Origin of the sequence: Exiguobacterium sp. Leaf187 (assembly GCF_001423925.1) — a bacterium.
GTDB lineage: Bacteria > Bacillota > Bacilli > Exiguobacteriales > Exiguobacteriaceae > Exiguobacterium_A > Exiguobacterium_A indicum.
Genome location: NZ_LMPR01000009.1, coordinates 201543 through 222733 on the forward strand (window position 1 = coordinate 201543; position 21191 = coordinate 222733).

A 21191-nucleotide genomic window follows, 5' to 3' on the forward strand; every position below is an offset into this window, starting at 1 on the left:
CATGTTGAAAATTGGAGAAAAGACATTTGAATCACGATTATTACTCGGAACAGGGAAATATACGGATGCTACGGTGCAGCAGAAAGCGATCGATGCGTCCGCTTCACAAATCTTGACGTTCGCCGTCCGTCGGCTCGACATCTTTGACAAACAACAAGCGAATTTTTTGGAGTCGCTTGATTTAGCGAAGTACGATTTACTGCCGAACACGGCCGGTGCGAAGACGGCGGAGGAAGCTGTTCGGCTTGCGAAGCTTGCGCGGGCATCCGGTATGTGCGACATGGTTAAGGTCGAAGTGATCGGTTGCGATAAGACGTTACTACCGGACCCGATCGAGACGTTGCGGGCTTCTGAAGAATTACTTAAAGAAGGCTTCATCGTTTTACCGTATACGTCGGACGACGTCGTCCTTGCACGACGACTCGAAGAACTCGGTTGTCACGCCATCATGCCGGCGGCGTCACCGATCGGCTCCGGACAAGGTATTCTCAATCCGCTCCATTTGCAATTCATCATCGAGCAGACGACGGTCCCGGTCATCGTCGACGCCGGGATCGGCTCGCCGACCGACGTCGCCTATGCGATGGAGCTCGGTGCGGACGGTGTCTTATTGAACTCCGCTGTCGCCCATGCGAAAGATCCGGTCAAGATGGCGCACGCCATGCGACTAGCTGTCGAAGCAGGTCGCTTCGGATACGAAGCGGGACGTATCGAGAAGAAACAGTATGCGGTCGCGAGTAGTCCAACGAGTGGATTGATTCGATGAACCGTTACTCACGGCAAACTCGATTTCAACCGATCGGGGAAGCGGGACAAGCACGCTTGGCATCAGCGAAGGTGCTGATCATCGGCATGGGAGCGCTCGGAACGGCGTCGGCAGAGCAACTCGTCCGCGCCGGTGTCGGTGTCGTCCGAATCGTCGACCGCGACTATGTCGAGTGGAGTAATCTACAACGACAACAGCTTTATACCGAGGAAGATGCGCGTCACATCGTACCAAAAGCGATTGCCGCAAAAGCACGGCTTGAAGCGATTAATTCGACGGTGACGATCGAAGCGCATGTATTAGACGTCGACCGGGCAGCGCTGACGTGGCTTCTCGATGATATCGATCTGATCATCGACGCGACGGACAATTTCGATATTCGCCTGCTGATGAACGACATGGCGTCGATGCGTTCGATTCCGTGGATTTATGGTGGATGCGTCGGCAGTTATGGGATCACGTTTACCGTCCGTCCCGGAGAGACGCCGTGTCTGCATTGTCTGCTCGATCAATTACCGCGAGATCAGGAGACGTGTGATACAGCGGGAATCATCGGACCAGCTGTACAGATGGTCGCTTCCTTGCAGGTGACAGAAGCATTGAAGTGGTTGAGCGGAAAGACGGACGCCATGCGTACGCGCTTGCTAGCGTTTGATGTCTGGTCGAATACGTTCCAACAAATTAACGTCCAGTCACTGAAGCAAACGGAGTGCCCGTCGTGCGGCATCGATCCGTCCTACCCTTACTTATCGGATCAAACGGTGCGTTTCACGGCACTCTGCGGTCGGGATGCCATTCAAATCCGAGGAGACGGACAGCGGGATCTGGAACAGTTGAAACAACGTCTCCAGCCGGTCGCTGCGATTTCCGCCCATAATCCATATTTGCTGGCGTTTACGACGGACGAACATCGGATGGTCGCTTTCCGAGATGGACGTGTTCTGATTCATGGCGAGGCGGATCTCGTTAAAGCGAAACGGCTCTATCATGCCTATTTCGGCTAACGTTCACAAAACATTAAAACTAATTTTAAATATATATGTTTTAAATGTTTGAAAAACAGGTAAATAAGACTTCAGACGTAAATCGGTCTACAGGTTTTGAACGTGAAGAGGAGTGATTCAGATGAAACAAGAATTCGATCCAATCAAGGATCAAGCACAGACGGAAGACGCCCAAGCAGTTGTTCAGCAAGCCAACTGGAATCCGGATCGGTACCGGACAAACTTGAACCCATTCTATCTGTCACCTTGTAGTGTCGAACGTAGAGAAGACGTGCATCAGGATGCATCGAAAATTCTCGAAGTCGAGACGTCGTCGCCCCTCCAACAACTTTTTGAACACAATCAAGCAACGCATAAATCAGAACAATCGGGCAAAAAATTTAAAACAGGCATCGTCGTCGGCGTCGGTGCGATCATCGGCGGATCGGTTTCTGTGATTCGTTCCGTTCAACGCTTCAGAAAACAACGGACGAAATAACACATTCGTCACGAGAGTGAAAAAAGCAGGAGGCATTCGCCTTCTGCTTTTTTGTATATCCCCTCAATCTACAAGTAAAATGAGGGTGATATGTGTTCATTTTTTTATGAAATCAAAAATCATGAACCGGTTACGTTATCGAATACAGCAGATTTACCGTTTAAATAGACGTCGATGATTTCATGCTTAGAATCTAATGTTAATTTAAAGACATGTTGTTTCATTTTCTTACTAGTATCGTTAGATTCGTCCAATTTTATTTTCACTGTATCTTCTTTTGATTCGAGATCAGTAGTAATTGTTTTCTTTGTGTTATAGACAATATAGGCGATATCATCTTTCGTGTTAATCAATTGCAAAGTAGAGTCAGGATTAATTTTCATTTGTACATCGTTAGGTATTGTCTGTAACTCACTCAAACTGAGTTTAGACTCGTTGATGCTACAGGCAGATAATAAAGTACATAACAGAGCTAACAGTATAAGTTTTTTCACGTTTTACCTCCTCATATTTCAATGGATGATCCATAACGATTAAAGTTTACGAGAGTCCTGACATGATTCAATTATTACTTGAGGTATAACGACACTAGCTTAACACAAAATACATTTATTGGATATTGGAAGTGACCGGAAGTAAGGTTTTTCAAAACATCAAAATTTCGTCAGATTTGTTTGAGCATCGTATAAATCACCTAAGAAATTCAGGTGAAAGATAACGCATAGTGCTTCTCTTCAATAACAAAGAGTATACTTTTTATTTCTTCAAATTCATTGTTGAGTCGCTAAGAAATATGATGACTCCTTCTTTTTGTGTTCCAAACGGATGTTCGTCGCAGAACGACCGCTTGCATGCTACACTTAAGCTACTATATTCAAAAAGTGAGTGTGATGAAGATGAAATGGATACATACTGCCGATTGGCATCTCGGCAAAATCGTTCACGGCGAGTCGATGCTCGAGAACCAGCGGGCGGTCTTAGCCGATTTTTTGACACTCGTCGACCGTGAACAACCGGATGCGATCGTCATTGCAGGTGACTTGTACGACCGCGCTGTACCACCAACGGAAGCCGTCGAACTGCTTGACGAGACGCTCGCTGCCTTGATCCTTGACCGGGATATCCCGGTCGTTGCGATCAGTGGAAATCACGATTCGGCCGAACGGTTAAGTTTCGGAACGACGTTACTCCAACGGGCCGGTCTGCATCTCGTCGGAAAATTAACGCCGGTCATTACTCCGGTCACGATCAAAGGAGTGTCGTTTTACCCTGTGCCATTTGCCGATCCGGCGACCGTTCGGTACGTGCATCAGGATGAAACGATCAAAACACATGATGACGCGATGCGGACTATCCTTGCCGGATGTATTCCGGATGGACCGAGTGTCCTCGTCGGTCATGCTTTTGTAATCGGTGGACTCGAGACGGATTCGGAGCGGCAATTGTCCGTTGGAACAGCAGGACAGGTCAGTGCGAGCCAATTTGCACCGTTTACGTATGCGGCACTCGGTCATTTACACAATCCGCTTGCAATTCAATCCGAGACGGTTCGCTACAGCGGATCGCTCTTGAAATATTCATTCTCGGAAGCACATCATGTCAAAGGGGTCGATGTGTTGACGTTGAACGAAGTGGGTACGTTCGATCGCCGATTCGAACCACTTGCACCGAAACGTGACTTGCGGGAATTGACTGGAAGTCTCGCGGAGCTGACAGACCCGGCGTTCGTCACGACACAAGACACGGACGATTACTTAAAGATCAACCTAACGGACGGCGAAGCCTTGATGGATCCGATGGGCAAGCTGAAGAAGATCTATCCGAACATCCTGCACCTCGAGCGAATCGGATTCGTCCGCGAGAGTACACGGGCGGTCAAGGCGTCGCGTGAACAAGTCAAGGATGCATCCGTTGCGGACCTGTTCAGTGAGTTTTATGAAGCAGTTCGTGAGAAGAAACCGACGGAAGCGATGCAAGCCGTCCTGAAGGAGGAAGCGACATGCGCCCAGAACGACTGACATTACGCGCCTTTGGACCATTTGCTGGTGAAGAGACGATTGATTTCACGGCACTTGCCGGACGGACGATGTTCGTCATCTCCGGGAATACCGGGGCAGGAAAAACGACAATCTTTGACGCATTGACGTTCGCCCTGTATGGCGAAACGTCAGGCGGCGAACGGGAAATGAGCGAACTGCGAAGTCATTTTGCCGTGCCCGAGCAAAAGACGGAAGTTGAACTGGAGTTTACGCTGAAAGGGGAAAGGTACCGGATCATCCGCCAACCAAGTCAACCGCATCCGGTCAATAAAACCGGCTACTCGCATGAAGCGGAGCTCGCTCGGTTCGACGGAACGACGTGGAAACCGCTCGCGGTCAAGATTCCGGAAATCAAGCAACGGGTTCAAGAGCTGATTCAGCTCGACCATAAACAGTTTTCGCAAATTCTCCTGTTGCCGCAAAATAAGTTCCGCGAACTGTTGATGGCAGAGTCAAAAGACAAACTCCAGATTCTCAAACAGCTTTTTAAGACGGAACACTATGGTGAGTTCCAGCAACGTTTGCACCGACAAGCGCTCGATCTTGCGGCACGCATCAAGGAAACGAAGACGAAGCAATGGGCCAAGCTTGAGGAACTACCTGTGCAAGCGAACTGGAGTGAACTGACGGAAGGTGACATCCGGTTACGGATGGAGGCATTGACGACAGAACGGGACGAATGGTTAACGGCTGCTCGTCAAGCTGAAATAGAGACCCGTGCGATCGTCGAGAAGAAAACGACACAATTGCAACAAGGCGAGCAACTCGAAGCGGTTTTCCAAGAGCAGGAGCGACTTCAACAGACGGAACAGTTGCTAGTGGATCGCTTACCGGAAATCAAACAGATGCAAGAAGAAGCAATGGCGGCTGAGCGCGCTCGAATCATCGGACCGATCTATGACCAGTGGCAGCAGGATCAAGAACAATTGACGCAACTCACGCGTCGAAAACAGGAAACCGAGCAGCACATCGCTCGCTTGAAAGAGCAACAAGATGTCGTGCAAGCAAAAGTGGATCGATTGCTAGCGGAGGAACCACAGATTGAGCAACTCAGTCGTCGTCTCGAAAAGATTCAAGAAGAGCGCGCGCGGTTGGAAGCAGAAACGGCTTTACGGCAACAACAGCAACAACTAGTAGAACGTTTGAAGCTTCTGGACCCAGAGTCATTACGGAAGCAACTCGAACAAGCACGGACGGAGCGAAAGAACGTTCAAGAACAACTGCATCCATTGCAAAACATCGGAGCAGAGCGCTTAAAGGTGCAAGAACGGCGCTTCATCCTGCAACAGCTGGCGACGAAGATGGCGGAACATGACAAATTGGAAGCAGAACGGCAACAGCTGATTGTCCGCGGCACAAGCGTTCGGGACCAAAAAGAGGTAGCAGCGCGCCAATACGAAGAAGCGCGTAGATACGAACGGGAACAACTGGCTGCTGAACTTGCCAAAGGATTGACGGACGGGACGGCTTGCCCAGTCTGCGGCAGTATGTCGCATCCACAGCATGCTGTCGCCGTCGCAAAGGAACTATCCGTCGATGTAGCACAACAGCGGTTCCTAGAAGCGCAACAAGCGCATCAAGAGTTACAAGCCTCGTACCGGACGATTGCGGAGCGTCTGCAGCAACTGACGACCGAGATGCAAAAGACGAGTGAAAACGAGTCATCTCATGCGGATGTTTCAGCACAGCTTCGGGAAGTCGAACAGACGGAAGCCCGATTAGCGTCAGCACAGACGGAAAAAGCGCGTCTTGAGACTCGCCTGCAACAACTCGAGCAATCCATGGATCAGCTACAACTGAAAATCGATGCAATGATCAAAGACCGGACCGTCATCGAATCGGAATTGGCACACTTGTCTGGTCGCCTAAGTCAATCAGGAGCGTCAGAGAAATCGCTATCAGCACTCCGTGAGGAACAACAACAGGCAGAAACACGTATCGAGCAGTTCAAACAAGACAAACAACGCCAGCTACGCGAGAAGGAACAGCTCGATCGTGACTTCGCGGAACACCAAGGTCGATTCCGTCAATTGACTGAGGCATCTGCTGAACAAAGCGACCGATTAACGAACCGCGAAAACGAATTGCAAGCTGTCTTGGCAGAAGAAGCGTTTATGACGATTGAAGCCTTCCGCGAAGCGAGACGGTCTCGTGAAGAACTCCGTCACCTCCAAGAACGTTTGGAACAAGATCGCCTCGAACGGCAGGAATTGAAGCTGAAACAGGAACAAGCCCGTTTGAAGACGGAAGGTCAAGTGCGTCCGGATCTTGAACAGTTGCGGATGGATGTGAAGACGGTGTCGCTCGAACTGACGGAGCAGACCGACCGACGAGTCGGGCTCGAGAAGGAACGCGCACATATCGATCAATTGATGGCGGCCTGGGAAAGCTTGCAACGCCAGATTGAGGACGAGGATGCGAGATACGGCATCATCGGCGAACTCGCTCGCGTTGGTGTCGGGGAGAATGCGCAACGGATGACGTTCGAGACGTACGTCCAGACGGCATACTTTGATGAAATATTGTTCGCAGCAAACCGGCATCTGCACGAGATGACCTCCGGGCGTTTCCAGCTTGAACGGAAAACGGAGGCGGGAAAAGGGCTTAAGAAATACGGGCTTGATTTAAATGTCTTTGACGCTTACACGTCGCAAACACGGCATGTCAAGACGTTATCCGGTGGCGAAAGCTTTAAAGCATCCCTTGCCCTTGCGCTCGGGTTGTCGGAAGTCGTTCAAGAAGCGAGCGGTGGCGTGTCACTTGAGACGATGTTCATCGATGAAGGATTCGGAACACTTGATCCAGAATCACTTGAACAAGCAATCGAGACGTTGCTCTCGATTCAAGCGAGCGGTCGCATGGTCGGAATCATCAGTCACGTCCAGGAACTGAAGTCACGAGTTGACGCAAAAATCGAGGTCAAACAAGGAAAAACGGGGTCGACGATTGCACTAGTCGTCGAGTAAGGAGATAAGATCGATGGAAACACGAAACATGGTCACGAAATCACAAATCAAAGAGGCGTTACGCGAATTAGGTGTGACGCCCGGCATGAAATTGTTCGTCCATACGTCACTTAAACAAATCGGCTGGATTCCCGGCGGCGTACAAGCGTTGATCGAGGCCTTACAGGAAGTCGTCACGACCGAAGGCTTGATTATGATGCCGGCGCAAAGTACCGATAATTCGGATCCGAAGAACTGGAGCCAACCGGCTGTGCCTGAAGAATGGTGGGAAACGATTCGTCGGGAGATGCCGGCATATGATCCGGCAAAAACGGTCACGCGCGGCATCGGTCGTGTTCCGGAAGTTTTCCGGACATATCCCGGCGTCGTTCGAAGCAATCATCCGATGTGGTCCGTGACTGCTTGGGGGAAAGATGCGACGACGTTCGTTGCTGATCATACATTAGAAAATGGCTTCGGTCCCGGTTCACCGATTGAACGCTTCATCGAGGCGGACGGTCAAATTCTGCATATTGGTTCTCCTTGGGATACGACGACCGTTTGGCATTACGCGGAATACGGGTTGAATCGTCCGGACGTCGAGGATGGTTGTAAAGTCAAAGAAGGAACGACGGAACGATTCATTCATTACCGACATCGCCAAATCGATAGTGATGCGTTCGGTCCGATCGGTGAAGGGTTAGAAAGTGCCGATTTCGTCACGTCCGGTCTGATCGGACAAGCGAAATCTTACCGCATCGATGCGAAAGCCTCGATCCCAGTCGTCATGTTGCAATTAAAAGCGCTTGATCAATGGTTATTTTGAAACTTTTTCGGGAAACCTTCGTAGTAGAAAACAGAATCATAAAAAGGAGTGAAAGCAATGGCTTCACGTTTTAAAGTTAACCCGGCATTGCGTCGCGGATTCGATACGGCACGTGTCGGAGAACGACCAATGACAAAAAGCGGGACGATGAGCAAGATTTTCTTGATGCTCGCTCTCGTCACGGCAGCAGCAGGGGGCAGTTGGTTCTTCCTCGCAGAAAACCAAGCGTTCCTATTCCCGGCATTAATCGGTGGATTCGTCATCGGTCTGATCCTTGCCTTGATCATCACATTCAAACCAGCAACAGCTCCAGTCCTTTCTCCGGTTTATGCAATCTTTGAAGGTGTGGCAGTCGGAGCGTTATCGTTGATGTTCGAAAGTATGTACCCAGGAATCGTCGGAAAAGCAGTCGTTGCGACATTCGTCGTCGCGTTTGCGATGTGGTTCGTCTACTCGACGGGGATGATTAAAGTGACGCAACGTTTCCGTTCTGCGGTCACAGCAGCGATTCTCTCGATTTTCGTCTTGTATGCGGTCAACTTGATTCTCGCGTTATTTAGTGTCGACCTCCCATTCATGACAGGTAGCTCACCGGTTGCGATCGGCGTTCAGTTCGTCATCGTCATCGTCGCATCCTTGTCACTCGTAATGGACTTCGATTTCATCTCGCAACAGGTTCGCGCCGGTGCTCCGAAATCGATGGAGTGGGTTGCAGCATTCGGATTGATTGTGACAATCATCTGGCTCTATATTGAATTACTCGATCTCTTGTATCGCCTCGCGGCGCGGGATTGATGTAAAGAAAAATCGTAATAAAGTTTGAAAAACACTCATAAAAGAGTGTTTCAGACTGAGGACAAAGCGTAATTTTTCTCTTAACGAGAAAGGTTGCGCTTTTTGTTCATCTCGAATCGTTTTCTTGGGACAAGCATCGCGCCGCTTCACTTCGTTGCAGGGTCGCTCCTGCTTTGTTTTTCCCTAGGAAGCGATTTCTAGTGAATAAAACTCTTCTCTCTTCTTTCTTCCGGGTATAAAAATTAAAAACTAAGAAGGAGGAGGACTTTCAATGATGGGTAAGAGAGATCACCATCATCAATCAGAACATGTCATCATTACATTGGAACAACTGGTCCCGCAGGACTATCTTGTCCGCAAACTCGATGCGGTCATCGATGTCGACTTCATTTATCGTGCCGTCGAAAAATTGTATAGCGAAAACACCAGTAGACTAAGCATTGCCCCGTCCTGTTAATCAAAATGGTACTGCTCCAATATGTATTCGGTATTCTTTCCATCCGACCTACCATCAAAGAGATTGAGACTAACGTGGCGTACCATTGGTTTTTAGTTCTTGGGCTTGATGAGAAGGTACCTCATTTCTCTACGTTTAAGAAGAACTATGTCCGTCGCTTTCAGGGAACGGACTTCTTCGAAAATATTTTTTATCGCGTGCTCACCTAAGGAATTGAAGCCGGATTCGTAGCCTCTTCGATCCTGTTCATCGAATCCACCCACATCAAGGCGAACGCAAACAAACGGAAGTACAAGAAGAAACTTGTTCGACGCGCTGCCCAATAGTACAAAGTCGACCTAGATCAAGAAGTCAACGAGGATTGGTCCTACATGGAAAAAGCCCTTCACCCCCAAGACGAAGAGTGTTGAAGAACGTCAGATAAAGGAGAGTAGCTATTAAGTGAAGGGGGAGCATGAGAAGCAATTTGCTTATTCGTGTCATACCGCCTGTGATTGATATGTTTGTGTCCTAGGGATGATTGTGATACCCGGTAATGTCCACGATAGTGTCGTCTTTAGTAATCTTTGGCAAGAAGCGATGAACTAAATAGAGTATCTCAGACATACATATGTGAATCGATCGTTGTATCGAAAACGTTAGGAAACAATTGAACGCGTCTTCGCAGATGCGAAAAAGAAGCATGGCATGCATTGGACCCGCTACCGTGGAGTAAAAAAAGACACTTTAAGTGATGCTTACTTTCATTATCCTGAACCTCGAAAAGCTTGCGGATTGGTCCTGAAATTCTTCCGGGAATCCGTGTCTTATTCATATGTTAGTCACCATTACATATAACAAACCCTCATTTCAATTACGAAATGAGGGTTTGTCTACAGCTGAAACACTTTTAAAAAACGTTTTTTTTTTGTAAAGGTACTTCAAAAAACGCATTCGATTTATTAATAAAAATAAAAGCATCGAATAAAAGGTAGTATAAACTGATGTTTTGTAATAAAATATAAGCATTCTAAATATTCATTATAGGGAGTTGTTCGAATGGAAAACATAAATAATCATTTAATAGCATTAGTTAGAGCTGCTCTTGAAAATGACAAAAGAGTCATAGAATTATCTACTATTTCAATAATAAGAAAAACTAAAAAAAGTAATCAGGACTTATCAAAGAATCTTTCAGAATTACTCTCAATTCATAATGCAGGTTCTTCTTTTACTAGATCTGTAGGAGTACAACCACCTCCAACTGATAAAGAGTCCTTTTTGTCTTTACTAAAAGTAGAAGATTCCTCTATTTTTGAGGAAAATTTAATTCTTGAAAAACAAAACAAAATAATGATTGATAATTTTTTGAAAGAAAGAAAAAATTCAAAATTATTAATTGAAAACGGAATTCAACCGCCTAAAAGTATTTTACTTTATGGTCCTCCAGGCGTCGGAAAAACTTCTATATCAAAATATATTGCGAAAATGCTAGATCTACCACTAGTTACTTTAGATTTATCAGCAGCTATATCAAGTTATTTGGGAAAAACAGGACAAAACCTAAAAAAAGTGTTAGAATTTGGTAAGGAGAATCCTTCAGTACTTTTGCTTGATGAATTTGATTCTATTGCTAAAAAAAGAGATGACTCTACAGATTTGGGTGAATTAAAAAGAATTGTTAATGTATTATTGAAAGAATTGGAAGAATGGCCACCTAATTCAATTATTATAGGAGCTACAAATTTTCCGGAATTTTTGGATAAAGCAATTTGGAGAAGATTTGATATAAAAATTGATATCCCTCTACCTTCTAAAAATCAACGTATTAATTTATGGAACGCTTATTTAAATAATGAATTAATTAAAATTGATGAAAACCTTATAGAAATTGTATCGAAACTCATAGTTGAGATTAGTCCGTCAGATATCAAGCAAATTAGCGAATATATTTTACGAAGGGTAATTATTGATGATGAAAATCCATCTGAAATTCTAATTTCACGAATTAAAGAATTTTACTCAAAAGATAACTCTACGTTTAATAAAGAAATTATTAAAGCTTTAAAGCAAACTGATGTTAATATAACTCAGGCAAAACTAGCGGAAATTTTATCTATTAGCCCTTCAACTGTAAATCATCATCTCAAAGCATTGACTATATAATTTAAAGTCTGGAGTTGCTCATATGGAAAATAATAATGAAAGAAAACTCCCTATTATAGGTGGGGGAGAAAAATTGATTGAACCTATAAAGAAAAAATTTGCTGGTGGAGAGGTTACCTATCCGAGAAGTTTTAATGAAGCAAGAGAACTAATTAAACCAAAACTTGATACTATCAGCAAACAAATTGAAGAAATACCAGAAAAGAATAAAATGGATGAAATAATTATTACAATAAGACTTAATAGCAAATTTCTTGCAAAATCGTATGTACCGAATGTTTTGTTTAGGCAGGCTAGGTTTGAAAATGTTGGATCAAGAAGATATGAAGTAAACAAAGCAGGAAATGATATTAGCAAATTACATTTCATTAAAACAAATGTGGAAGATATTCGATTGCTTCATACACTTTTAGAAGAAAATGAATCACATTTAAAAGATAGTTTTAAAAATGATGTTAGGAAAATAGATGATATTTCATTATTATCTACTGAAGAAGTAATACAAGGATTTGACACCGATTGGAATGAAGGAGTAGTAGAGTTTGTATTACACCCATATGAAGAAGATAATGAACTAATGATTCTCAAATTTAAAGAAAACTTAAGTGATTTAGGGGTAGATTTAAATTCAGTTAAAATTAAATCTTATTCTGGAGGTCCAAATTTTATAAGTGCAAAAATAGATAAATCTGTACTGAACAACATTGCAGAGTTTAATCCTTTACGAACAATACATCCATTACGGCTTAAATATTTTCCGAAATTTAGAGGGGAAGCATTTACGACTAGGCCAACTCATTTAATACCTCCTAGAGGATCAAGTTTATCACAAATTAAAGTTGGGATATTTGATGGTGGTATTGATGAAAATCATCCGTTTTTAAACGGTTTTAGCAATGAAAATGAGGAGATTAATTCTTATCCTGAGAGAAAAGGTGTATCTCATGGAACAGCTGTTGCAGGAGTAGTACTATATGGTGATTTAAGTCAATATGAAGCGAATCATCAGCTTGAAGATCCTTCAGTTTTTGTAGAAAGTTTTAGAGTGTTACCTTTAAGTAGTAATTCAGATTTAGACATGTATGAAGCTATTGATTTTATTGAAAAAATAGTTCCTAGCAGAAATGATATTGATGTTTACAATCTTTCGTTCGGTCCTGATGGTGCAATTAGTGATGATGAAATATCGAGATTTACTTTTGCTTTAGATACGTTAGCTTGGAATCATAAAAAGTTATTTATTGTAGCTGTAGGGAATGATGGGAAAGAACCTACACCGTACAATAGAATTCAATCTCCTGCAGATTTAGTTAACGGATTGGGTGTTGGAGCTTACACAATAGATTCTGGCGGTAATCGGATCAAAGCAGATTACAGTTGTGTAGGGAGCGGTCGAGAAGGTTGTAAAGTCAAACCAGATTTAGTTGCATTTGGTGGTGATATTGTTAACAATCCTATTCATGTGTTAGCTCATTCTGATAGTTACGTCAATGGAAGCGACATAATTGAATCACAAGGAACTAGCTTTTCAACACCTTTGGTTTCTAGACTAGCTGCTGAAATTCTAGGTAGATGCAACAGATTTAATCCAATTGTTGCTCGAGCACTAATGATTCAGGCAGCTAGAAATCCTGTCGGCGATAAAATTGATCATGATTTTGGTTATGGAATTTTAAATGAAGATATCGAAGAGGTATTAAATTGTAGTGAAAACAATGTCACAATTATTTATTCAAACTCGATGAATCCAACAGGTCTTGCTAAATTACCTATTCCTTTACCAAAAAACTTTAATTCTAAATCAAGTATAAAAATAACATGGACAATTGCAACTGCTTCAAAAGCAAACGCATTGCATGTTGAAGATTACACTGAATCTGCTATAGAAGATACATTTTATCCTCATAAAAATAAATATAAGTTTTCAAAAAAAGGTGAAAAAACGCAAACTATTAATGTTAATTCATCTCCATTATTAGCTCAGAGTTTAATCTCAAATGGTTATATTCAAAGTTTTTTACCAACAACTAGTAGTCCGAATAAATATAAAACAGAAGCTTCTAAAAGAGGCGAGTTAAAATGGGATACTATTGTGAAGAAATGGGTTTCTAAAAAAGCTGAATCGATTGATGATCCATTCCTAATTCTACATGGAATGGGTAGAAACGGAAGTACTGATAGAATTGATTATTCTGTTGCAATAACTATTAGCGTAAAAAACTATGCCGGTAATTTATATCAAGAAATTTTAGATAGTTATAATTTGTTGAATCCAATTGATATTAGAGCTAAAAACGAAATTATGATCGTGAATTAATTTTAATGATTCCAGAAAAGACCATCTGAACTTCGCTGTCAGATGGTCTTTTTGATCATATTCCGTGCTCGCTTTTCAGTTGATCGACGTATTGTTTTGCTTCGAGTAAGGACGATCCGAGCGTCTCTCGAACGCGTTTGACAGCTTCAACCGTCTTTCCTTCATGAAGCAACTGAACCAGTTCGACTTGTAACGCTGCTTCTTCTAGTGACACCTCATTCAGACCGAGGTGCTCCTCGATCCGTTGTAGCTTCTTCAGAATCGTTTGTTGGCGGCGTTTCGCTTCGTCCGCTTTTTGTGATAAGGACATCCAGATGAAGAATAAGACGATCAGTGGTGCGAACGTGACGACAGAATCCATAGTGAACACCTTCCTTTGTTTCACCGTACCATAGGACAGTCTCCATAACAAATAGTGGAAAATGAGGTGGAAATTGATTATGCTGATATAGTGGAAAATAAAGGGTTAATATGGAAAGGAGATAAATCTAGTGGACAATGTATTAGTAACATTTTTACCATTCTTGATTCAAATCGGACTGATCATGGTATTGTTCTTCTTCGGAACGTTTGGTCTGTTTTTCTTCGTAAAACGCAGTTCGTATCACAGTAGTCGTTATTATCGTTTAACGCGCGAACCGTTTTTACGGATCGTTCGTGATAAAGGGAAATGGGGCGAATACTTGACGACACGTCAACTCGATCAAGTTTCCGGATACGGCACTTATGTCTTTAATACATACTTACCACGTGCGCGTGGAGAAGGAACGACGGAGATCGATGTGACGTTCATTCATGAAAGTGGCATCTATGTACTCGAATCGAAAAACTACAGCGGGTGGATTTTCGGACGCGAGCAGGACCGTCAGTGGACGCAGCAGTTCCAGAATCGCTTCAAGCAACGGTTCTATAATCCGATCAAACAAAATGAAGGGCATCTCAAAAGCATGCAACGCTTCTTAGAAGGAACGGATCCCGCGCTCTTTCACTCCTTGATCGTTTTCAGCGAACGCTGTGAACTGAAAAAGATCACCGTCGATTCAGCGCATGTCCGTGTCTTGAAACGAAATGTCCTTCGCAAGACGATCGAGCAACTCGCGACAGGAAAACCATTGACACCGAGTCAAGTTGATACGATTGCAGGGAAACTCGGGGTTCATTCACAAGTCGATCGTGCCACGCAACAAGCGCATATCGAAGGGATTCGCCAACGCCAGGCAAAATGAGACCGTTGACGGACTTGTTCTTCTTCAGGTATAGTGGATAAATAATAAGTAGTGCAACTATATGGAGATGATGGGATGAAAGAATCGGAATGGTCGCTTGGCATGCAATTATCCCGTAGTTATTATGCGTTCAAACGTGCTGCTGCTAAACGGATGGAAGCGTTCGGTCTGACACCAGAGCAGTTTTCTGTCCTGAGCGAACTCGCTAAACAAGATGGTGTTTCGCAAAAGCAGCTGGCATTCGTGACAGAACGTGATCAAACGACGATCGGTAAGATTCTGGATAAGCTCGGTAAAAAAGAACTAATCGTTCGGACGCCGGACCCCCGGGACCGACGAGCGGTTCTGCTCTTGATGACACGAGAAGGACGCGACATTGTCGATCGCCTCGGACCAGAGCTCGATCAACTACAACTCGAAGCGTTCCGTGGACTATCGCGAGAGCAAATCGAGCAATTAAAAGAAACACTTGAGACCATTCACCGGAATGTGACGTGAATGGTTTTCCTTCGGACATATAGTTGCACGTGATATTATAAGTAATGCATGTAAAAGGAGATTGTAATATGAAAGCATGGAAAGATGTCTGGTCAATGACACAAACGAAAGTAGGGCTCGTCTTCGCAATCGTCGTCCCGCTCTTGTTCCTCGTCGTTTGGATGACCGGTTACGAAGGAACGACGGAACGGCTCGATCAATTGAACGTCGGTGTCGTTGGCGAAGTGAATGACCCGTTCGTCACATCACTAAAAGAAGCACCGTTCACGGTCCAAGCACTTTCGACCGAAGTGAAAGGATTGGAAGCACTCGATGCCAATGAAGTCGATCTCGTTCTACAAAAGGATGATGCAACGCGTCAACTGACGGCACACGTCAGCCAGACGAATGCCGAATTCGCGAATGCGATTCTCGAGCGGGCAACGGAAACGATCGGCAAACAGTTGAATGGTGAGCCAACGTTTACGACATCGATCGTCACGGAGCATGCCGTCTCGGATTTTGCCTTGTCGATGCTGCCACTCGTCCTCGGGTTCGTCATCTATATCGCGACGATGACGATGGGGATTCAATTCAATCTCGTCAGCACTATTCTAAGTAAGCGTCATTCGATCTGGTCGCTATTTTGGAGTCGCCAACTGTTGCACGGGATCGTTCTTTTGGTCGTTCCATTGCTACTCGTTTCCGTGGCACATGTATTAACGGACATCACGACACCGTTCATCAAACTGTGGGCGTTCGAGTTCCTTGTCGTCGCGACCTGTATCGCCGTCACGCAGATGAACTTTGCGATATTTGGACCGATTGCGCCACTTGTCAATGTCGCATTGATTCCGTTCCAGTTGATGACTGCCGGAAACATCGTGCCAGCGAAGATGCTGGCACCGTTTTATCAATCGCTTGGAACATTCCTGCCCGTTCCGAATGCAGTCTCCGGTTTCAGCCGTCTACTGTTCATGGATGGTTCAGTAGGTCCACAGGTGCTTCATTTATCACTGATTGGTCTCGGTAGTTTTATCGTGACATGCTTAGTGGTGAGTTGGAGGGAGCAACGACAAGCACGACGTGTTGTTGCATGAAGAATATAAGAAGAATCGTCATCGAATGAGATGGCGATTTTTTTGTTTTAGATCGATTTATGAAAAAATCATTGCATAACAAAAATGTTATATAATAATATGGTTATGTGAAAAGCGAAATTGATATTTTCGCTCCTGTATCATGCATGGATTATACGTTTAAGAGAAAGGAGGACTCTTCATTGATCGAGACAGCAAAACGGGTAGAAGAGATGAGTCAGTTCTTAAAGCTACTGAGCGATGGAACACGTCTTGAAATTTTGCGAAGACTACACGTTCGGGAACATTGTGTCTGTGATTTCGTCGAAATGTTTGATATTTCGCAACCGGCAGTCAGTCGTCATCTAAAATTATTGCGTCAGTCCCATCTCATCTTGGAACGACGGGAACGACAATGGATTTATTTTCGAATCAATCCAGATCATCCGCAATACAAGTTGTTATTGACGATTTTAGAAGAAATGGACACTCCGGACATCCCGGACAGAAGTTGCTAAGGACACACACCGTGGATGAAATGGATTAGCACGAGCAAGGCATTGGAATCGAGACGATATTCCATTCTTGATGACACGTTCAAGATTGGCGAATCGTTAACAAAGCCACTCGAAATTTAATACAGAAATGAAGTGAACGCATTGACCGGTACACATTTACTAGCGATCGGAATTTTTCTGATCACCTTATTCTTAATCATTAAACAACCGAAAGGACTCGGCATCGGTTATTCAGCGATGGGGATGGCACTCGTTGCGCTATTGACGGGAGTCGTCAATCTCGATGATGTTTCGACTGTCTGGGGCATCATCTGGAATGCCACCTTTACGTTCATCTCCCTGATCATCATCTCATTGATTCTTGATGAGATCGGATTCTTCGAATGGGCGGCACTCCACATGGCACGCATCGCGCGAGGTGGTGGTGTCAAACTATTCGTGTATATGACATTACTTGGTGCTGTCGTTGCGGCTTTATTCGCGAACGATGGGGCAGCATTGATCCTGACACCAATCGTCCTCGCGATGGTTCGTCACTTGAAACTTCCGGATTATGTCGTGTTAGCCTACGTATTCGCTTCCGGATTCATTGCCGATACGGCCAGTTTACCGTTCGTCGTCTCGAACCTCGTCAACATCGTCTCAGCAGACTTCTTTAACATCGGGTTTACGGAGTATGCGTCACGGATGGTATTCGTCAATCTCTTTTCTGTCGTAGGCAGTCTGATTGTCTTGTATCTCTATTTCCGAAAGAGTATCCCAAAGAATTACGATGTAGCGCAACTCGTCGCACCCGCGATAGCGATCAAGGACCAACGGATGTTCAAGTTATCTTGGTTCGTACTCATCTTGCTTGTCGTCGGATACTTTACGAGTGACGTCATCGGCATTCCAGTCAGTCTTGTCGCTGGAATCATCGCCTTGTTCTTCTTATTGATGGCACGTCGTTCACCGAGCGTACCGACGAAAAAGGTCATCGGTGGTGCACCGTGGGCGATCGTCTTCTTCTCACTTGGAATGTACATCGTCGTCTACGGACTTCAAAATGCAGGATTGACACAAGTTCTCGCTGACATCACTGATGGCTTTGCGACGAATTTAGCAGCCGCGACATTTGGTATGGGCTTCTTGGCTGCCATCTTGTCGTCCATCATGAATAACATGCCGACCGTCATGATCGATGCCCTTGCGATCGATTTGAGCCAGGCGACTGGAACGATTCGAGAAGCGCTCATCTATGCGAACGTCATCGGATCCGATTTGGGACCGAAGATCACGCCGATTGGTAGTTTAGCGACATTACTTTGGTTACACGTGCTTCGGACGAAAGGCGTGAAGATTGGTTGGGGTCAATACTTTAAAATCGGAACGATTCTGACGATCCCGACACTTGCCATCACATTGCTTGGCTTGTATATCAGCTTGATACTTTATTGATTTTTAAGGAGGAACTAGAGATGAAATTGATGATTATTGGTTCAGTTGCTGCGGGAACATCAGTAGGAGCAAAAGCACGTCGTAACAGTGAAGAGTTGCAAATTACGATTTATGATCGGGATCAGGACATCTCGTATTCAGGTTGTGGGATTCCCTACTTCGTCGGTGGGGAGATCGCTGACATCGACGAATTGACACCGCGCGATGCCGCTTTCTTTAAAAAACGATATAACATCGATATTCATACACAACACGAAGTCGAATCGATTGATCATGCGACAAAAACGGCGACGATCGTCAATCTCCTGACAGGGGATCGTTTCACGGACACGTATGATACGTTAGTGCTGGCAACCGGTGCTTCAAGTATCATTCCACCACTTCCAGGCGTTGAACATGAGAATGTCTTTACGGTTCGAAATGTCCGCAATGCCGACGCGATCCGGTCCTACATTGATGCTCACGATCCGAAGACAGCAACGATTGTCGGCGGAGGATTCATCGGACTCGAGATGGCAGAGCAATTGACGTATCGGGGCATTCAAGTCACGCTCGTCGAACGCTTGCCGCAAGTCATGCCGCCACTTGATCGCGATATGGCAGAACGCGTAGCGGATCACTTGAAAGATAAAGGGGTATCCCTCTTGCTTGGCGAATCCGTGACAGCGTTCAACGGAGAAGAACGTATTTCTGAGGTCGCGCTTGAGAGTGGAAAAACGATCGAGACGGATCTCGTCATTTTATCGGTTGGCGTCAAGCCGAACACGGGTCTTGCGAAGCAGATCGGTGTAGAGCTTGGTAAAACAGGGGCGATTGCAGTCAACCGTCACATGCAGACGAATGTAGCTGATGTCTACGCAGTCGGTGACGTCGCGGAGAGTTTCTCCGTCATCACGGGTGAAGCACTTTATCGTCCGCTTGGGTCAACAGCGAACAAGATGGGACGGATTGCCGGCATGGTCATTACGGGTGAGGAAGCGGAGCACCGTGGTATCTTGGGGACAGGTATCTTCAAGGCGTTCGATTTGACTGTCGCTCAGACGGGTTTGACGGAAAAAGAAGCGCGTGAGTCAGGGTATGACATCGAAGTCTTGCATAACATCAAACCAGATCGTCCGGAATACATGGGTGGGAAAGAGATGATAATCAAAGCGATTGCCGATCGGGCAACAGGGCGAGTCCTCGGAGCCCAGATCGTTGGTCCGCAAGGTGTCGACAAACGGATTGATGTCCTAGCGACGGCGATCACCTTTAAAGCAAAGGCAGAGGATTTATTCCATCTCGATTTAGCCTACGCACCACCGTTTGCGACGACGAAGGATCCCGTTCTCTATACGGGAATGGCTCTCGATAATGCCATCAAAAAAACAGCGCGTTTGATGACGCCGAACGAATTGATCGACCAAGTCGCGAGTGGGAAGTCGTTCCAAATCATCGATACACGCTCAAAAGCACAATTTGAAAAAAACCATGTTGATGGAGCAATCCATATTCCGCTTGGTGAACTACGGACACGCGCAAAGGAATTGGATCCGACGTTACCGACGATCGTCTACTGCAACAAAGGCGTGACGGGGAATGCTGCGCAAAACGTCTTGAAAAATCTTGGATTTACGGATGTATGCAACTTATCAGGTGGCAATAAGAACTATCAACATATTAAAAAATGCTTTTCATAAAATCGAACAATATAGCGTGATGATCCTATTCACTTAGGGATCATCACGTTTTTTGTTGTCAAATCGTTAGAAATAGGATATTTTTAGTATATCGGTAGACGATATAACGGAAGACGTAGTAAGGAAGTGGGAAAATGGCACGAACGGTTCAAGAGACAGCATTAACAGAAGCCGTCTATTATATTTTACTGTCACTTCAACAACCCCGTCATGGCTACGGCATCATGCAATTCGTCCAGGAGTTGAGCAATGATCGTGTCAAGTTAGCTGCTGGTACGTTGTACGGCGCACTCAGCAGTCTGGTCGATAAAGGGTGGATTGAAGCGATCGAGCAAGAAGCAGGGCGAAAGAAAGAGTACATCATGACGAATCAGGGGCGGGAGAGATTACAGGTAGAGCTAGATCGATTAAAAGAACTCGTGCGACATGGACAAGAAACGATGGGAGTGGATCAAGGTGAGTAGTAAAACGATCTATCGCTTTTACGCTGATTATGCGAAAGAAGAAGTGTGGTTAAACAAGATGGCAAACAACGGCTGGTACTTACAGCAGTTTCGACTCGGACGTTATGTATTCATCAAAGGTGAACCTGGTATGTACACGTATCGAATTGAGTTATTAGAAAACATGCCAAAGCATCCGAAGTCGCAGGATTACTTTGCGTTTTTGGAAGAGATGGGCATCGAAGTCGTGGATACATCGTTCCGCTGGGTCTTCTTAAGAAAACGGACCTCGGATGAACCATTTCATTTGTACTCGGACTTTGATTCACAGATCCATCACGAACACCGGATTTTGCAACTCTATAAAGTCGTTTTTTTGGTTAATATTATTGCAGTACTCATTAATTTGTTTAATCCGATTACCGACACGATGATCTGGTTCAATCTCGCGATCGTGACGGGTCTCTCATTCGTGATGCAACGCCACGAACGTAAAATTCAAACGTTACGTGGATTGCGTGCCATTGCGGAGCAGGATTAAACATCGGAATCCGAGCTAG

19 protein-coding genes and 1 pseudogene are annotated in these 21191 nt (G+C 45.0%); 18 read left to right on the plus strand and 2 right to left on the minus strand.

Going from position 1 to position 21191, the window contains the following annotated elements; all coding sequences use genetic code 11:
* Nucleotide 1 precedes the first annotated feature (1 nt).
* From ASF99_RS04940 to ASF99_RS04950, 3 genes are all read left to right on the plus strand, one after another.
* Entirely contained in the window at nucleotides 2–766 is a 765-nt protein-coding gene (locus ASF99_RS04940) for a thiazole synthase (protein WP_055967307.1), read from the plus strand.
* Nucleotides 763–1770: a ThiF family adenylyltransferase gene (locus tag ASF99_RS04945; protein WP_055967310.1), complete on the plus strand. Its 1008-nt coding sequence runs from the start codon at nucleotides 763–765 to the stop codon at nucleotides 1768–1770. The genes ASF99_RS04940 and ASF99_RS04945 overlap by 4 nt, the downstream gene beginning before the upstream one ends.
* Before the next feature lie 121 nt (nucleotides 1771–1891).
* Nucleotides 1892–2248, plus strand: a complete 357-nt coding sequence (locus tag ASF99_RS04950) for a hypothetical protein (RefSeq protein ID WP_023467859.1) — start codon at nucleotides 1892–1894, stop codon at nucleotides 2246–2248.
* 119 nt (nucleotides 2249–2367) lie between these two features.
* Here the strand turns inward: ASF99_RS04950 and ASF99_RS04955 are convergent, their stop codons facing one another.
* A complete protein-coding gene (locus ASF99_RS04955) occupies nucleotides 2368–2742 on the minus strand; it encodes a hypothetical protein (protein WP_035398016.1) in 375 nt (124 codons plus the stop codon).
* 402 nt (nucleotides 2743–3144) lie between these two features.
* Between ASF99_RS04955 and ASF99_RS04960 the strand changes: the two genes are divergently transcribed.
* The 7 genes and pseudogenes from ASF99_RS04960 (at nucleotide 3145) to ASF99_RS04990 (ending at nucleotide 13772) form a co-directional block, all read left to right on the plus strand.
* On the plus strand, nucleotides 3145–4266 hold the full coding sequence (locus ASF99_RS04960; protein WP_055969429.1) for an exonuclease SbcCD subunit D: 1122 nt from the start codon (nucleotides 3145–3147) through the stop codon (nucleotides 4264–4266).
* Complete coding sequence (locus ASF99_RS04965) at nucleotides 4248–7253, plus strand: AAA family ATPase (RefSeq protein WP_055967313.1); 3006 nt, start codon at nucleotides 4248–4250, stop codon at nucleotides 7251–7253. The genes ASF99_RS04960 and ASF99_RS04965 overlap by 19 nt, the downstream gene beginning before the upstream one ends.
* 13 nt (nucleotides 7254–7266) lie before the next feature.
* Nucleotides 7267–8058 (plus strand): aminoglycoside N(3)-acetyltransferase, encoded by a 792-nt coding sequence (locus ASF99_RS04970; protein ID WP_055967316.1) that lies wholly within the window; start codon nucleotides 7267–7269, stop codon nucleotides 8056–8058.
* Between the two features lie 57 nt (nucleotides 8059–8115).
* The gene (locus ASF99_RS04975; RefSeq protein WP_055967320.1) at nucleotides 8116–8853 is read left to right on the plus strand and encodes a Bax inhibitor-1/YccA family protein; all 738 of its coding nucleotides are present in this window, start codon (nucleotides 8116–8118) and stop codon (nucleotides 8851–8853) included.
* Nucleotides 8854–9124: 271 nt separating this feature from the next.
* Nucleotides 9125–10094: pseudogene (locus ASF99_RS17050) on the plus strand (transposase).
* A 254-nt stretch (nucleotides 10095–10348) separates the two neighbouring features.
* Entirely contained in the window at nucleotides 10349–11455 is a 1107-nt protein-coding gene (locus ASF99_RS04985) for an ATP-binding protein (protein ID WP_055967325.1), read from the plus strand.
* A 22-nt stretch (nucleotides 11456–11477) separates the two neighbouring features.
* Complete coding sequence (locus ASF99_RS04990; protein ID WP_055967328.1) at nucleotides 11478–13772, plus strand: S8 family peptidase; 2295 nt, start codon at nucleotides 11478–11480, stop codon at nucleotides 13770–13772.
* A gap of 55 nt (nucleotides 13773–13827) precedes the next feature.
* Here ASF99_RS04990 and ASF99_RS04995 read toward each other — a convergent pair whose 3' ends face one another.
* Entirely contained in the window at nucleotides 13828–14133 is a 306-nt protein-coding gene (locus ASF99_RS04995; RefSeq protein ID WP_029341343.1) for a hypothetical protein, read from the minus strand.
* 130 nt (nucleotides 14134–14263) lie between these two features.
* On the opposite strand from ASF99_RS04995, the gene ASF99_RS05000 reads away from it, so the two are divergent.
* The 8 genes from ASF99_RS05000 (at nucleotide 14264) to ASF99_RS05035 (ending at nucleotide 21172) form a co-directional block, all read left to right on the plus strand.
* On the plus strand, nucleotides 14264–14998 hold the full coding sequence (locus tag ASF99_RS05000; protein WP_035398000.1) for a nuclease-related domain-containing protein: 735 nt from the start codon (nucleotides 14264–14266) through the stop codon (nucleotides 14996–14998).
* A 75-nt stretch (nucleotides 14999–15073) separates the two neighbouring features.
* A complete protein-coding gene (locus ASF99_RS05005) occupies nucleotides 15074–15496 on the plus strand; it encodes a MarR family winged helix-turn-helix transcriptional regulator (RefSeq protein WP_050677025.1) in 423 nt (140 codons plus the stop codon).
* A gap of 68 nt (nucleotides 15497–15564) precedes the next feature.
* Nucleotides 15565–16575 carry a hypothetical protein gene (locus ASF99_RS05010; RefSeq protein WP_055967331.1) on the plus strand — a complete coding sequence of 337 codons (1011 nt, stop codon included), beginning with the start codon at nucleotides 15565–15567 and terminating at the stop codon, nucleotides 16573–16575.
* A gap of 182 nt (nucleotides 16576–16757) precedes the next feature.
* Nucleotides 16758–17072, plus strand: coding sequence for an ArsR/SmtB family transcription factor (locus ASF99_RS05015; protein ID WP_082487009.1), 315 nt, complete (start codon nucleotides 16758–16760; stop codon nucleotides 17070–17072).
* A 132-nt stretch (nucleotides 17073–17204) separates the two neighbouring features.
* On the plus strand, nucleotides 17205–18509 hold the full coding sequence (locus ASF99_RS05020) for an arsenic transporter (protein WP_055967337.1): 1305 nt from the start codon (nucleotides 17205–17207) through the stop codon (nucleotides 18507–18509).
* A 20-nt stretch (nucleotides 18510–18529) separates the two neighbouring features.
* On the plus strand, nucleotides 18530–20188 hold the full coding sequence (locus ASF99_RS05025) for an FAD-dependent oxidoreductase (RefSeq protein ID WP_055967341.1): 1659 nt from the start codon (nucleotides 18530–18532) through the stop codon (nucleotides 20186–20188).
* A gap of 134 nt (nucleotides 20189–20322) precedes the next feature.
* Nucleotides 20323–20652 carry a PadR family transcriptional regulator gene (locus ASF99_RS05030; protein WP_055967344.1) on the plus strand — a complete coding sequence of 110 codons (330 nt, stop codon included), beginning with the start codon at nucleotides 20323–20325 and terminating at the stop codon, nucleotides 20650–20652.
* Nucleotides 20645–21172 (plus strand): DUF2812 domain-containing protein, encoded by a 528-nt coding sequence (locus ASF99_RS05035; RefSeq protein ID WP_055967347.1) that lies wholly within the window; start codon nucleotides 20645–20647, stop codon nucleotides 21170–21172. Before ASF99_RS05030 ends, ASF99_RS05035 begins: the two co-directional genes overlap by 8 nt.
* Nucleotides 21173–21191: the final 19 nt, after the last annotated feature.

Excerpts from the sequence above, each read along its gene's own strand:
- ASF99_RS04940 (WP_055967307.1), top strand. The coding sequence starts at position 2 with ATGTTGAAAATTGGAGAAAAGACATTTGAATCACGATTATTACTCGGA.
- ASF99_RS04945 (WP_055967310.1), top strand. The coding sequence starts at position 763 with ATGAACCGTTACTCACGGCAAACTCGATTTCAACCGATCGGGGAAGCG.
- ASF99_RS04950 (WP_023467859.1), top strand. The coding sequence starts at position 1,892 with ATGAAACAAGAATTCGATCCAATCAAGGATCAAGCACAGACGGAAGAC.
- ASF99_RS04960 (WP_055969429.1), top strand. The coding sequence starts at position 3,145 with ATGAAATGGATACATACTGCCGATTGGCATCTCGGCAAAATCGTTCAC.
- ASF99_RS04965 (WP_055967313.1), top strand. The coding sequence starts at position 4,248 with ATGCGCCCAGAACGACTGACATTACGCGCCTTTGGACCATTTGCTGGT.
- ASF99_RS04970 (WP_055967316.1), top strand. The coding sequence starts at position 7,267 with ATGGAAACACGAAACATGGTCACGAAATCACAAATCAAAGAGGCGTTA.
- ASF99_RS04975 (WP_055967320.1), top strand. The coding sequence starts at position 8,116 with ATGGCTTCACGTTTTAAAGTTAACCCGGCATTGCGTCGCGGATTCGAT.
- ASF99_RS04985 (WP_055967325.1), top strand. The coding sequence starts at position 10,349 with ATGGAAAACATAAATAATCATTTAATAGCATTAGTTAGAGCTGCTCTT.
- ASF99_RS04990 (WP_055967328.1), top strand. The coding sequence starts at position 11,478 with ATGGAAAATAATAATGAAAGAAAACTCCCTATTATAGGTGGGGGAGAA.
- ASF99_RS04995 (WP_029341343.1), bottom strand. The coding sequence starts at position 14,133 with ATGGATTCTGTCGTCACGTTCGCACCACTGATCGTCTTATTCTTCATC.
- ASF99_RS05005 (WP_050677025.1), top strand. The coding sequence starts at position 15,074 with ATGAAAGAATCGGAATGGTCGCTTGGCATGCAATTATCCCGTAGTTAT.
- ASF99_RS05010 (WP_055967331.1), top strand. The coding sequence starts at position 15,565 with ATGAAAGCATGGAAAGATGTCTGGTCAATGACACAAACGAAAGTAGGG.
- ASF99_RS05025 (WP_055967341.1), top strand. The coding sequence starts at position 18,530 with ATGAAATTGATGATTATTGGTTCAGTTGCTGCGGGAACATCAGTAGGA.
- ASF99_RS05030 (WP_055967344.1), top strand. The coding sequence starts at position 20,323 with ATGGCACGAACGGTTCAAGAGACAGCATTAACAGAAGCCGTCTATTAT.